Consider the following 13262-nt stretch of genomic DNA (forward strand, 5'->3'; position numbering starts at 1 on the left):
GCCGGCAGGGGCTCACCGGGCAGGATCGCGTGCATGAAGCTTCTCGTGCTGGGCGGTACCTGGTTTCTCGGTCGAGCGGTAGTGGTTGAAGCTCTGTCACGTGGCTGGGAGGTGACCACGTTCACCAGGGGAAGGTCGGGCATCCCGGTCCCCGGTGCGGTTGCCGTGCACGGAGACCGCGAGAACGCCGACGACGTGGCGAGGCTCGCCGCCCAGGGACCGTGGGACGCCGTGGTCGACACTTCGGCCTCCGAGCTGGCGCCGGTCACGGTGCTCCTGGGCACCCGGGCTCTGGCGCCTGTGGCGGCGCGGTACGTCTACATCTCGACGGTGAATGTCTATGAGGGCTGGCCCAGTGAGCCGCTGTCCTTGGACTCGCCTGTTCTCGACGGGCCGCCGGATGCCGACGTCGATTACGGGAGGCTCCCGGCGGACTGGACGGGGCCGGACTACTACTACGGCCGCCAGAAGGCGGGCGCGGAGCGGGCGGTGCTTGCGGCCTTCGGCGCTGACCGGGCGTCGCTGCTGCGGCCGGGCGTCATCCTCGGACCTGGGGAGTACGTCGGCCGGCTGCCTTGGTGGCTCCGCCGGGCTGAGCGTGGCGGGCGCATCCTTGCCCCGGGGGATCCCCGGAAGACGATCCAGCCGGTGGATGTGCGAGATGTGGCTGCCTTCGCACTGGACCAGGCTCAGCAGACGGGGCTGCAGGTGCACAACGTCGTTGCACCGATTGGCAGGGAGACCATGGGGGGCTTCCTGGAGGCTTGCATGACGGCGACCAGCAGTACGGGTGAGCTGGTCTGGGTCCCGGATGAAGTCCTGCTGCGCAGCGACCTGCGGCAGTGGAGCGAGATCCCGCTGTGGCGGACGCATCCGGGGGTGTGGCAGGTCGACGGGACATCCGCCGTAGCGGCAGGCTTCCGCAGCCGGCCCATCGCCGAGACGGTCGCGGACACGTGGGCATGGCTGTCACAGGGCAATCTGCCTGTCCCACACGCCCGTTGGGGCGAACACGGGATCTCCCCGGAGAAGGAGATCAACATCCTGGCCGGGCTCGGTTAGCTGGCAGGCCCGTCGATGGCGGCCCGCACCGCACCTGGTCCCAGGATCCGTGGTGCGGCCACCAGCGTGAAGTCCTCGATCCGCTCGGCGAGGGATGACGCTGCGAAAGCTGTGCGGAAGGTGGGCGCAACAAGTTCCTGGCGGACGGCGTTGATCCGGTCGACTACCCCGGAGCCGCGCCATTCTCGGGGGAGGCTGAGAACTGGGCGCAGGGCCTCGGCAGCGGCATCGAGATCGCGCCGGAGAAGGAGGGCCATCGCCAGGTCGGTCGACGCCTGAGGTGCGACCGCGAACGGCGTCGAGCCATCGGGAGCCTGGGCGATGAGGTCGAGCGACAGCCGGGCAGATGACTCGGCCCCGGCACCGTCGCGCAGCAGGAGGTAGCTCGCACTATTGGACATGGCGACGCGTTCGAAGCTGAAACCGAACTCGCCGCCGATGCCGTCGTGGATCTCGTCCCGGTCCAAGCTGCGATCCTGCAAGCTTCGCTCTATGGCCTGCTGGGTTTCTTCGACTCGGCCGAGGTGCGCGAAGGCGCGAGCCGCGATCGCGGCAAGCCGTGCCCGTCCGGTCGCTCCAACCCCCGTGAATTGCTGGGCCCGTTGGACGTGCTGAACCGCCTGGCGGGGGTTGCCGCCCCAGTACGAGAGGATCGCCAGATATCCGTAGGCGTATGCCTGGAGCGGACCGTGCTCTGCCACCTGGCCGTAGAGCGCGGCGGCGCGGAACAGTTCGACAGCCGTTGGCAGCGAGCCGAGGTCGAACGCACAGCCTCCGAGTAGGGCGGAACTCTCTCCAGCCACGAGAAGCAGGCGCTGCCGCTGGGAAGGGAGCTGGGTGCGGTCGAGCATCACGGTAGCGAGCCCGAGTACTTCCTTGGCCTGCCCGTAGATGATGTGGGGCGGCGTGTTGGTGTGGGCTCGGACGAGGCGAACCAGGTCGTCCTCCAGCTGGTCCAGACTCAGGTCGGGAAGGATCTGGGCCGCGGCGTTGGTTGCGTGGTTGCGGGCTTCTCGCGCAGTCATGCGTAGTTCACTTTCATCGAGCACGGGGGCCAGCGTGAGGGCGGCCACCTGCTCGTCGTTCGCTGGTGCCAGTAGGGCTTGGATGGAGTAGCCGGGGAACATCCGCTCCAGAATCCGTGGAGCAGGGTGACGCGGGATCGCGGTAGCCCCGGAGCGCCACCGCTGCCAGGTGACCTCCGAGATTCCAGCTTCCTTGAAAGCGACATCCCGAGTCGCTTCGAAGAGCTGGTTTCCGGTGCTTCGATAGGCGACGGCGAACTCGCGGTAGGTCTGGCCCTGTTGTGTGCCTAACAGCCCGAACAGCGTCTTCTTCTCTGCATTCACTGGACAGCCTTGCCTTCCGCTGATGCCGCAGCTTGTCCTGCGAGGTGCCGTCCCTCTGTGACTACCACGCGAATACAGGGCCGCACACCCGTCACCGTGAAGTGATGGGCGAATGATGCCTCGATGCGCCAAAAGCCTCTGACGAGGCATCAAGTGAGGTGGTCGTTGACGTGGTTGTGTTCCGCGTTCGGCGGGACTCTGTCATCTCCGCAAGGCCCGACGCTCGGGTCCCGGCTATCCGTGAGGAGCCGTCTGAGTTGCGGGTGGTTCTCGATCAGCTCAGCGAGAGGTGCACGAGGTGAGTAACGCTGCAGTCCAGGGTCGACGGTGCGGCCAGGTGCGGGCACTGGTACGCAGGGCGCTCGGGATACACCGGCGGGGCGAGGTTCGTCGCCCGCCCGGCCGCCCGGCTCGGCCGGTTCGGGCGCCCTGGCGACCCTGGGCTATGGCGGGCGCGGGCTTCGTGTGCTCGGCGGCGGCGTACTCGGACGACCACGGAACCACGCATCTTGGGTACTTCGAGACCGCCGATGCCTACCAGGCCGTGACATGGGCGCAGACCCGCGTCGGACAGCTCGCTGAGCAGCTGCACCCGTGGACCGCCCCGTCCGCCATTACTTGGATGGCGAGTGTGGAGGAGGGGCGCGCCGCGATGGCCTCGCTCATGCTGGGCCAGCCGCTCCAGGTCGAGGTCGCGAACGCCGCACGGACACAGTACGTCGTGGTGGTCTCCAGGGCGCACAACGAGCAGCCCTCCAGGTGGTTGTCGTGAAGCCGAGCGGGGTCGCGAGGTCCGTGTCGACTCCTCGCCGGCCGATCCAGTTGCCTTCGCTGACCGCTGCCCCGAGTGCTCGTTCCTTTGACCACGGGAGCGAGGGCTGGGGAGGGCCGGGAACGCGTGAGCACTACTACGACGCCAAGGCCGACGAGGTGGAGGCTCGCCGCATCCGACACCGGCTGCTCGGCCTCGCAGAGCAGTGGTGGCCCGCAGCGACGGAAGACGAGCGGGACGCACTCGGCACCGTTGCCGCCGAACTCCTCGCAAACGTCGTCCGGCACGCTCCCGGACGCGTGACGGCGCTCTTGATCGACTCGGGCAACGGCAGCTGCGTGCTGGCCGTCGCCGATCAGAGCCCCACGGGACCGGTCACACGGCACGCGGAGCCTGGCCAGGCCGAGTCCGGCCTCGGCCTGGTCCTCGTCCAGGAGCTGACCAATAACTGGGGCTGGCACCCGATCCCGCGCGGCAAGGTCGTCTGGGCTCAACTGCCCATAAGCAGCGCCGCCTCGTGAAGCTCCGGCGGCCGCCGTCGGTAGAACCCGAGCGGCGGCCACCGGCACCAAGTCCCTCCCGGCGCTATCCGGGAGGTGCCTGAAATCAGTTCAACTCGCGATTCCAGAAGGGACCATGAACACTACCTTCGAGATCTGCAATGACGCTGGGAAGCCTGGGGGCGACCTGGTCGACAGCATCACCGTCGCTCTCCAGGCTGCTGCCCCCCTTGTCGAGCAGTTCTCCCAAATGCCGCTCCCGGACCGCGTGACGGTGCGCCTGCTGACGGTCGACGCGAGTTTGGACGTGTCGGCTCAGCATTTGAACCGCGGCTTCGCTGAAGCAGCGGAGCGCGTTGGGACGGAGAGAGCGCACCAGATGGCCGCGGTGCTTGCGGAAAGGGGCACTCGGCAGTACCGCCAGTCCGAACGGCTCATGAACCCCCTGCAGTTGGGCAAGGTCGTCTATGGTTCGGAGGACGGGGCTCCGCCAGAGCTGGTGATCACGCCAGCCGCTCACGGGGCGGCACGCTCCACTACGCGCATTCAAACCATGGTTTTCGCACACGAGTTGACCCACATAGCTCAGTGCCACAAGTGGCCCGGCATGCTCGCGTTCAACAACCTGCAGCAGCTCGAGATCACGCTGACCGGCCGGCCCCGCTCGGAGATGCGGTTGATTCCGCCGGTTAGCGAAGGGCACGCCATGGTCGTCTTCCGGCAGGTAGCCGATGAGCTGTTCGGGGCAGGCGCCAAGTTCCACGAGAAGGGCGATCGGGGGCCGACGCTGCGGTACTGGGCAACGGCGCTGCTGTCCTTGTTGCCTCCGCTGTGCTTGGTGCGTCTGATGTACAACCAGGGCACCAAGTTCATCAGGGCGGTCATGGCGGCTGGTGGTCCGCCGCTCGTACATTCCCTGTTCGAGGACGACGGAAAGCGCCTGCCCGTAGGGGTGGAAGTCGCCAGGCCAGGGCTGTGGTTGGCCCGTTTCGGCCCGGACGGCGGAGAGGCGTGAGACGGTCCCGGTGGCAGCCCACCCGGCACGGCATCGCCTCTGCGAGTGACGCCCGCACCGTCCTGCCGGCGGACATCGCGAGCCGGGGCCTCCCCTGGCCGGGGCCTGATACACCGGTCGACCTCGCAGTCCACCAACTCATCGACGTCATCCGCGAGTCCGTCTACCAGCCAGCGCGGTCCAGGCATGACGTACCTCCTGAAGCGGCTTGAATCCGTGCTCGCCTTAACCCATCACCAGTGAAGGAAGACGCTTATGGGAATCGCCACTCTCACCGACCTCGCCCCGTCACAGGAGAACTTCCTCGCGCTGGCTGCCAGCGCAAGGGACGAGAAGGTGTTTGAATCGCTGTTCATCTGGGGCGATCTGCAGACCCGCGACTATGCGACCGAGCTGTTCCGGCGCGGCGGCACATCGCAGGCTGACGTCGACGCGGCTGTCGCCGCGCGGCTCGCGCGGCGACAGTACATGGACGGCACCCGCACCTACCACGTCGTGATGACCGAGAGCACCTTGCTCTCGGGCTTCGGCGGACGAGAGGTGATGAACAATCAGCTCCGTTATCTACTGGAGGCCATGACCACGCCTGGCTTGACGCTCGGCATCATCCCGGCGACGGCTGAGATGCCGGTCGTCCCCGGTGGCGGCTTCGCGATCATCAACGGCGTGCGTGTGGAGTTCGACGACTACGAGGGCCACAGCACTGCCACCGACATGGCAGCGGTCAGGCGCTTCAACGACGCCTTCGATCAGCTCAGTAACGTCGCTGTGTTCGGCGACGATGCGCGAGACCTGATCACCGCGGTGATCGACGCCCGCTGATCGACGCCGGTCACCGGAACTGCCTCCGCCCGATGCTCAACATGCCCTGCTCGGCTGTCGCCGGCGAGAGCATACGGGGCCGCGCCACCCACAAGGACCGTGCGGCCCCACCCAGCATCTGACGACACCAAGTAACTGCCCAGCTCTTGCGCGGTGGTGAGAGCTGGGAGTTTCGAAGATCGGGCCGACGACCCGGTGTCTCTATTCCCAACTGACCGGCGCCTTAGGGCACTTGCCTGGGACCGACTCACTCCTCCCTCCATGCGGGGGACTACCGAAAGTACGGAGATGACAGACAAGTCACCATGCCACGCCATAGTGATCGCCTCCGGTGGGCTCGACAGCACCACCGTGGCGTACTGGCTCGCCGACCGAGGAGCCATCCTCACCATGCTGTCGTTCGACTACGGGCAGCGGCACCGTACGGAGCTGCAGTACGCCGGGCGTATCGCCGGTCACCTCGGTGCTTCGCACGAGGTCGTCGACTTGAGTGGGCTCGGTCGGCTGCTGACCGGGTCGGCTCTCACGGACCTGGGTGTGAGGGTCCCGGATGGCCACTACACCGCCGAGACCATGCGCAGCACCGTCGTGCCGAACCGCAACACGATCATGCTGTCCGTTGCCGTCGCGGGGGCCGTCGCGACGGGCGCGGACGCCGTGGCGTTCGGCGCACACAGCGGGGATCACGCGATCTACCCGGACTGCCGAGCCAGTTTCTTCGACCAGTTCGCGGCGATGACGCGGGAAGGCAACGAGGGTTTCCTCGCCGACGGGTTCGAGCTGCTGGCGCCGTTCATCGGCCTGACGAAGGCCGACATCGTGGAGATCGGGCGGCAGTTGGGCGTGCCGTTCGAGGACACCTGGTCCTGCTACAAGGGCGGCCAGGTGCACTGCGGGACCTGCGGGACGTGCACCGAGCGGATCGAGGCGTTCGCGCTGGCGGGCGTAAGCGACCCCACCGTCTACGCCAGCGCCACCCCAGGGGCGGCCTCGTGACCGCGTTAACCGGAGAGCACCGGATCGGCAAGCGGTTCCGGTTCGAGGCCGCGCACTACCTGCCCGGCCTGCCCGATGGGCACCAGTGCGCCCGGCTGCACGGCCACTCCTATGAGGTGGAGTTCGTCCTGACCGCCGACCGGCTGAGCGGGCCCGGCTTCGTCACGGACTTCGGGGACCTGGCGCCGGTCAAGATGATGATCGACAGTGCCCTCGACCACCGCGTCCTGAACGAGGCGCTGCCCGAGCTCGTACCGACCTCGGAGAACCTGGCCGCCTACTTGGCCGGCTGGTTCGTCGAGCACGTCGAGCCCGGCCTCCCTGGCCGCCTGACCGCGGTGCGGGTGTCGGAGACCGCGAGCAGCTGGGCGCAGTTCGAGGTGGCCCGGTGAGCGCGCCCGTCCGGGAGGAACCCGGGGCCCGGGGACTGCTGATCGCCGAGACCTTCGGCCCCACCTTCCAGGGCGAGGGCCCGACCGCCGGGCGGCAGGCGTTGTTCATCCGGCTTTCGCGCTGCAACCTGCACTGCCCCAGGTGCGACACCCCGTACACGTGGGACTGGACCAGGTTCGATCCGAGTGAGGTCTCCACCCGCCACAGCGTCGAGGACGTGGCGGCCTGGGTGACGGACCGGCTGACGGCGCGGGTGGTCGTCACCGGCGGTGAACCACTGATCCAGCAGCGCGAGCTGCTGAGGCTGGTCCAGCTGCTGCCGGACCGGCGGGTCGAGATCGAGACCAACGGGACGATCGTTCCGCTGCCCGAACTCGTGGGACTGGTCGAGGGGTTCAACGTCTCCCCGAAGTTGGCCGGCTTCGCGGCCCTGGACGATCAGGCGGTCAACGGCGCGGCGCTGCGGGTGCTGGCGGCGTCCGGCAAGGCCCGATTCAAGTTCGTCGTCCGGCAGGTCGCGGAGCTGGAGGAAATCGCGGCCCTGGTCGACGAGTTCGATCTGACCGAGGTGTGGGTGATGCCGGAGGGAACGAGCAGTGGCGCGGTGCTCGCGGGGATGCGCGCGCTGGCGGACGCGGTGCTGGCTCGCGGCTGGAATCTCAGCAACCGCCTGCATGTGCTGCTCTGGGAGGATGAACGTGGCCGGTAAGGACAGCAAGACGCCCGAGTGGGGCGGTCGTTCCGGATCCCCGAGGCCGCGCGTGTTGGGTAGCGGCCAAGCGTGTAGAGGGGGGAGCGGGAGCCTGCCTGCCACTCGGGCTGTGCCCAGCATACCCAACTCCTCGGCTGCGCGCGCCCATTCGCTGATGCCGTTTCTCGTGGATCCCAAGCACCTGAAGCGGGCGGCCCGTGCCTGCATGCGCCGGGGTGGGGCTCCTGGAGCGGACGGGATGAGCTGGGCGCAGTTCCGTACCGGCTTGTCCGGCCGCCTCGCAGATCTTGCTGAGCAGCTGCACGCCGGCACCTGGCAGCCGAGCCCCGTGCGGGAGGTCGCGATCACGGCCTACACCGGCAAGGTGTTCACGGCGGTGATTCCGACCGTCGCCGATCGGGTGGTGCAGCGGGCGATGCGCAACGCCATCGAACCGGTGCTGGAGGCAAGGGCGTTCGCCGACTGGGTGTCCGGCTACCGGGCCGGTCGCAACCGGATCACGGCGTTGCGAGACGCCGACCGGCACCTGCGGGCCGGGCACCGGTGGGTGGCGGACCTGGACGTGCGCCAGACCTCCGCCGGGTCCAGCGCGGCTGAGGTCACTGACTGGCTGGCCGAGCATGTCGCCGACGGGACCTTCCTCGGCTACTTCCGCAAGGTGCTGGAGCCGCTGCCGTACCCGATCGTGCCCGGCACCGCGCTGGCGCCGCTGCTGATCAACTTGCGGCTGTCTCGCGCAGACGCGGCGCTGGCCGGCTACTGGGTGGTGCGGTTCGCCGACAACTACTGCCTGTTCTGCCGTGACGAGAAGCAGGCTCGCGAGGCGATGGCCGCCGTCATGGAGGCCCTGGCCGGGTGCGGTCTTGAGCCGCATCCGGACAAGAGCCAGATCCGATGCGGTGTCAACGCCGAAGATCTCTTCCTGATCGCCGGATGAGGGGAGGCGACATCATGGAGAACAACCCTGACCAGCAGTTGGTGTGGGTTCCGGTCCCGGGCGGCATCTGCCTGTTCGGCGACCGGCAGCGCCGGGTGAAGGTGCCAGACCTCGAATGGACAGTCACCCCGCTCACCTTGGCCCAGGCCGGGCAGGGCGGCGGTGCGCTCCCGCTGACCGGCCTGGTCCACGCACAGGCCGCCCGGCTGGCAGCCGACCTCGGCGGGCGGCTACCCCGCTCCTCAGAGTGGGAGTGGGCGGCTTCCGGCCCCGGCCGCAGGCTCTACCCGTGGGGCGGCGAGGAGCCCGGCCCCGGCAGGGCGAACTTGCGCGGCGGCCCCGGCCGGCTGACCGCGGTGGACGCCCATCCGGACGGAGTGACGCAGCAGGGCCTACTCGACATGGGCGGTAACTGCTGGGAGTGGACCTCATCTCCGACCATCGGCGGCGGCTTCATCATCCGGGGAGGCTCCTACAACTCCCTGTCCCTGTACGCCCGGTGCACGTTCCTGAACGCGGCTCCGGCCGAGCTGGGCTCCGCAGGCATCGGCGTGCGGGTGGTGAGGGCGACATGATCAGGGACCTGGTGATCGCGGGTTGCTCCCGTCGCAAGGCACCGGAGCGCAGGCCGCTGCCCGCGTTGGAGCGGTACACCGGCGGTATCGCCCCGCACTTGCGGACGAGATTCGCCGGCCATCGGCAGGCGCGGGAGCGCATCCGCTTCCTGTCGGCCGAGCACGGGCTCATCCGCGCCGACGCCCTGCTCACCTCGTACGACCGGCAGCTGACGGTCGCGCGTGCCGAACGGCTGCGCCCACTCATTGCCGAGCAACTGGAGCACGAGTTCCAGAACCGGGGAGTCCCCGAGCGAGTTCTACTCGTGCTGGAGCCCGCGTACCTGGTGCCGCTCGCCGACCTGCTCGCCCACCCAGCACGGCCCGCCCTGCAATGGATTTACGACCCGCGCGGTTGGGCCGAGGCCGCCGCCGTCCTCGACGAATGGAGGTGGCCGTGACCGCCACGCTCGCGGATACGCTCAAGACGCGCTCCAACGACCACAGTTACATCACCGGTGGGTTCTACGGCGGTACCAGGGTTGGCTGGCACCAGCCGACTCCAGCAGCGGCCGCCGAAGGCCGTCCGCTGTCGGTGGTGCTCCCGGCCCACAACACCGCATACGCCCTGCCGACGGTGCTGGACGCGCTCGCCGCGCAGCACACCGCCGGGCCGGTGGATGTGATCGTCGTGGACGACGCCTCCACCGACAACACCTTCGAGATTGCCCGTCGGCACCCCGTGGTCACCACCGCCGTGCGGTTGGCGACCCGGTCCGGCTCGGCCGGTGCCCGCAACGTCGGCGCCCGCCTCGCCCAAGCGGAGAACCTGCTGTTCGTGGACTCGGACATGGTGCTGCCCTCGCACGTGCTCGCGGACTTCGCCGCCCGTGCCCGGCCCGAGACCGTGCTGACCGGCTTCCGCCACAACCTTCCCTTCCTGCGCACCGCGTGCGGGCCGATGCTGCCCGAGAACCCGCCGCAGCTGGCCGCCGACCACCGCGTCACCTGGACGCCGCCGATCAACACCCTGCTGCCGTACTCCGGCATCACGCTCACCGAGCCGCTGCACGGCCGACCGCTTGATGCCACCGACGACTTCCAGAACCTCGGGTACGGCCGGTTCTACTACGACTGGGACCTGCCCCGGATGGCTGTCACCGCGCTGCTCGGCGTCCCCCGCGAGCGCCTCGTGGACGTCGGCGGCTTCGACGAGGAGTTCGGCCGGATCGGCTGGGGCATGGAGGACACCTACCTGGGTGCCGCGCTGATTGCCGCTCGCTGCCTGGTCGTCCCGCTGCGTCAGGCCGTCGGCTACCACCTCGACCCGCCAGACGCCGCCGCCCAGTGGCAGACCAAGCTCGCCGCCTGGCCCGCCACCCTCGCCCACTACCGGACCCTGCTCGCCCAGCCGGCCCCCACCGGGCGAGGGCGCGACTTCGCTGCTGCCACCGACAAGCTCCTGACCGACGCCGAGGTGATCACCGCATGATCCGCACGTTCGCCGCCGCCGACATCCACGGCACCACCGTCGTCCACGACCCGGCCACCGGCACCAACCACCTGCCGGCGCGGCCGTTGCCGCCCGGACCCCTCGGCCTGGATGAGCAGGAGGTCGCGGCCTGGCCCGAGGCCATGCACGGCCAGCTCAAGCCGACCGCGCCGCTGAGCATGTGCTGGTCGCCGATCGTGCGGTGCAACCTCACCTGCCCGCAGTGCCTGGACGACAAGCGCGTGCGCGAGTCCACCGCCGAGGAGCGTCGCACCCTGGCCAGGCACATCGGCGAGTCCGGGATCTTGGGCGTGGACATCTCCGGCGGAGAGCCGCTGCTGTTGCGCGACCTGCCCGACCTCGCCCTGGCGATCCGCGCCGGCCGCCAGGCGGTGGTCAGCTGCACCACCAACGGCTGGCACCTGGCCAGGCGCGCCCCCGAGCTGGCCCCCGCGCTCGACGCCATCCGCATCTCACTGGACGGCGCCACCGAGGCCACCCACGACGCTTGGCGCGGAGCCGAGAGCTACAGCCGGGCGATCGACGGCACCCGTGCCGCAGTCGGCGAGGGTCTGCGGGTCCAGTTCCAGATGGTGCTGATGCGCTCCAACCAGCACGAGGCGCAGGCCCTGCTGGAGTTGGCCGCGCAGCTCGGCGTCGGCGGCGTGACCTTCCTGCAGATGCTGCCCATCGGCGAAGGCAAGGCCATCGCCGAACAGCAGATGCTCACCGACGACCAGGCCACCGCCGCCATCGAAGCCCTCACCGTCCCCGATGGGCTGCGGGTGCGGCTTCGTACCCGCGACAGCGCCGACGGCTTCACGGTGCTGCGTGCTGACGGCTACGCATGGCGCAATACCGGTGGCGCCACCGGCATCGCCGCGTTCATCCCCGTCACCGGCCCCCAGGATCTGCACCTGCCCACCGCCCGGAGCGCATCGTGACCGACACCGCCCAGCAGCCCGCTGGCGGGCAGCGCCTCTTCGCCCGCACTGCGCCCTACGTCCCCACCCTCTACCAGTGCTACGCCGCCGCCCGCCTCATCGCCGAGTCCGTGGTCGGATGCGAGCCACCGGTGACCGCGGTTGTCGGCATCGCCAACGGTGGCACCAGGCCAGCCACCGTGATCGCCGACTACCTCAAGGTCCCGCTGCACCTCATCATCGCTCGGCACAACCCGACGGACGAGCTCTGGCAGCAGGCCACCGGCGATGTCACCGTGACCCTACCTGGCGGTCTGCCAAGGCAGTTCGACGGCACCGTGCTGCTGGTCGACGACATCGCTGGGTCCGGCGCCACCTTCACGGCCGTCTCCCGCGCCCTGCTCGGTACCGGGGCCGTACTGAAGACCGCGGCGCTGTGCCGCAATGCCGGCTGCGCCGAAGGCCCCGACCGCTGGGTCTGGGACGTGGACGACTGGGTCGTTTTCCCCTGGGAGGCAACCCACTCCGGCGAGACCCGGCAGCTGCCGGTGCCGAAGGAGGTGGCGACCCGGTGACCACGAGCGCCACGTCCCGTGGCGTGCTGCTTGTCCTCGTATCCTGGGCGCCCGACGCCCCCGCCGGCATCGAACGCGCCACAGCTGCCCTCGCTCTGGGCCTCGCCCAAGCAGGGCACCGCCCCGTCATCGCCACCGCCGCCCCACTGCCTGACCGGCCTGGCCTGCCGGGCGTGCGGGTGGAGCGGCTGCACCTGGCCGGGGTGACGTTCCCCTGCGACGACGAGACCCTGCGCCGCGCTATCACCTGGCAGGACAATGACCTCTGCCAGCAGATCCGCGAGCTGATCACCCAGCACCGGACTGACACCGTCCTGTTCGCCGACGCGCTGTGGGGACTCGGTCGCCTGAGCGGTGACCTCCCAGGCCACGTTCACCGTGTCCTGGCCGCCCACGTCCAGCCCGCCACCCTGGACGCCGGCCCGGCGCTGGCCAGGGCGAGCCACGTCATCGTCCCCTCCGCCTTCATCCACGAGCAGCTGGAGCTGGCAGGATGGGCGCTGCCGGCTACGAGAATCGTGCCCAACGCCTTGCTGTCCGGCCCGGCAGTTGCCGCGCCCAGCAGTGCACGGCGCGAGGAGCTGCGCCGCAGCGGCCCGGTCAGGGTCCTGGCCCGGCTCGGGGCGGAGAAGGGCGTGGCCGAACTCCTCGAAGCCGCCGCCGGCTGGGACCGTCCGCTGGACGTTGCGCTCGCCGAAGCCGGATTCGAGGACGCCACAGGCTCCCAGGCCACGCTGCTGGCCCACTGCCGGACGCTGGCCGTCCAGCACTCGAACGTCCGACTTCGTGGCGCGCTCGCCTGGCAGGAGGTGCTTGGCTGGCTCGCGGACGCCGCTGTGGTGATCGTTCCGAGCCACCGGGAAACCTTCGGCCTGGTCGCGCTGGAGGCCATGAGCGTCGGAACTCCAGTCGTCGCCTACCGCGTCGGCAACCTGCCCGCGCTCATCGAGCCGACGGGGCACGGCGAACACCTGCTCGTGCCGCGCGACGCGGGCCCTAACGCCCTCCACAAGGCGGCACAGACCCTCCTGGAAGATGACATACTGTACGGCGCGACTACACAGACCGTGTACCGGCGGGCCCAGGACTTCACGCCCTACCGGATCGCCAACCTCTTCTTGGAGGCGATCTCGTGATGCCCGCATCCACCACCGGCCCCG

At 69.3% G+C, this 13262-nt stretch carries 16 protein-coding genes; 15 read left to right on the forward strand and 1 reads right to left on the reverse strand.

The features are described 5' to 3' along the window. Nucleotides 1-33 precede the first annotated feature (33 nt). Nucleotides 34-1062, forward strand: coding sequence for an NAD-dependent epimerase/dehydratase family protein (locus tag E6W39_RS29080; RefSeq protein WP_181799487.1), 1029 nt, complete (start codon nt 34-36; stop codon nt 1060-1062). Here the strand turns inward: E6W39_RS29080 and E6W39_RS29085 are convergent. Next, complete coding sequence (locus E6W39_RS29085; RefSeq protein WP_141636018.1) at nt 1059-2411, reverse strand: hypothetical protein; 1353 nt, start codon at nt 2409-2411, stop codon at nt 1059-1061. The genes E6W39_RS29080 and E6W39_RS29085 overlap by 4 nt on opposite strands. A gap of 445 nt (nt 2412-2856) precedes the next feature. Between E6W39_RS29085 and E6W39_RS39795 the strand changes: the two genes are divergently transcribed. The 14 genes from E6W39_RS39795 to E6W39_RS29150 all read left to right on the forward strand — a co-directional run bounded on the left by E6W39_RS39795 (nt 2857) and on the right by E6W39_RS29150 (nt 13238). Then, a complete protein-coding gene (locus E6W39_RS39795; protein WP_181799488.1) occupies nt 2857-3183 on the forward strand; it encodes a hypothetical protein in 327 nt (108 codons plus the stop codon). Nucleotides 3184-3206: 23 nt separating this feature from the next. Continuing rightward, nucleotides 3207-3704 (forward strand): ATP-binding protein, encoded by a 498-nt coding sequence (locus E6W39_RS29090; RefSeq protein ID WP_181799489.1) that lies wholly within the window; start codon nt 3207-3209, stop codon nt 3702-3704. A 115-nt stretch (nt 3705-3819) separates the two neighbouring features. After that, nucleotides 3820-4698 (forward strand): hypothetical protein, encoded by an 879-nt coding sequence (locus E6W39_RS29095; protein ID WP_141636020.1) that lies wholly within the window; start codon nt 3820-3822, stop codon nt 4696-4698. Between the two features lie 255 nt (nt 4699-4953). After that, the gene (locus E6W39_RS29100; RefSeq protein WP_141636021.1) at nt 4954-5520 is read left to right on the forward strand and encodes a Scr1 family TA system antitoxin-like transcriptional regulator; all 567 of its coding nucleotides are present in this window, start codon (nt 4954-4956) and stop codon (nt 5518-5520) included. A 288-nt stretch (nt 5521-5808) separates the two neighbouring features. Next, entirely contained in the window at nt 5809-6516 is a 708-nt protein-coding gene (gene queC / locus E6W39_RS29105; protein WP_181799490.1) for a 7-cyano-7-deazaguanine synthase QueC, read from the forward strand. Continuing rightward, nucleotides 6513-6908: a 6-pyruvoyl trahydropterin synthase family protein gene (locus E6W39_RS29110; RefSeq protein WP_141636023.1), complete on the forward strand. Its 396-nt coding sequence runs from the start codon at nt 6513-6515 to the stop codon at nt 6906-6908. Before queC ends, E6W39_RS29110 begins: the two co-directional genes overlap by 4 nt. After that, a complete protein-coding gene (locus E6W39_RS29115) occupies nt 6905-7618 on the forward strand; it encodes a 7-carboxy-7-deazaguanine synthase QueE (RefSeq protein WP_220140272.1) in 714 nt (237 codons plus the stop codon). Before E6W39_RS29110 ends, E6W39_RS29115 begins: the two co-directional genes overlap by 4 nt. 241 nt (nt 7619-7859) lie before the next feature. Beyond that, nucleotides 7860-8558: a reverse transcriptase domain-containing protein gene (locus tag E6W39_RS29120; protein WP_220140273.1), complete on the forward strand. Its 699-nt coding sequence runs from the start codon at nt 7860-7862 to the stop codon at nt 8556-8558. Nucleotides 8559-8572: 14 nt separating this feature from the next. Then, entirely contained in the window at nt 8573-9133 is a 561-nt protein-coding gene (locus E6W39_RS29125; RefSeq protein WP_141636025.1) for a formylglycine-generating enzyme family protein, read from the forward strand. Continuing rightward, complete coding sequence (locus E6W39_RS29130; RefSeq protein ID WP_141636026.1) at nt 9130-9573, forward strand: hypothetical protein; 444 nt, start codon at nt 9130-9132, stop codon at nt 9571-9573. Before E6W39_RS29125 ends, E6W39_RS29130 begins: the two co-directional genes overlap by 4 nt. Further along, entirely contained in the window at nt 9570-10604 is a 1035-nt protein-coding gene (locus E6W39_RS29135) for a glycosyltransferase family 2 protein (protein ID WP_141636027.1), read from the forward strand. The genes E6W39_RS29130 and E6W39_RS29135 overlap by 4 nt, the downstream gene beginning before the upstream one ends. Then, nucleotides 10601-11548, forward strand: coding sequence for a radical SAM protein (locus E6W39_RS29140; protein WP_141636028.1), 948 nt, complete (start codon nt 10601-10603; stop codon nt 11546-11548). The genes E6W39_RS29135 and E6W39_RS29140 overlap by 4 nt, the downstream gene beginning before the upstream one ends. Further along, nucleotides 11545-12102, forward strand: coding sequence for a phosphoribosyltransferase (locus tag E6W39_RS29145; RefSeq protein ID WP_181799491.1), 558 nt, complete (start codon nt 11545-11547; stop codon nt 12100-12102). The genes E6W39_RS29140 and E6W39_RS29145 overlap by 4 nt, the downstream gene beginning before the upstream one ends. Beyond that, nucleotides 12099-13238: a glycosyltransferase family 4 protein gene (locus E6W39_RS29150; RefSeq protein ID WP_220140274.1), complete on the forward strand. Its 1140-nt coding sequence runs from the start codon at nt 12099-12101 to the stop codon at nt 13236-13238. The genes E6W39_RS29145 and E6W39_RS29150 overlap by 4 nt, the downstream gene beginning before the upstream one ends. Nucleotides 13239-13262: the final 24 nt, after the last annotated feature.

Origin of the sequence: Kitasatospora acidiphila (assembly GCF_006636205.1) — a bacterium.
GTDB classification, from domain to species: Bacteria; Actinomycetota; Actinomycetes; order Streptomycetales; family Streptomycetaceae; genus Kitasatospora; species Kitasatospora acidiphila.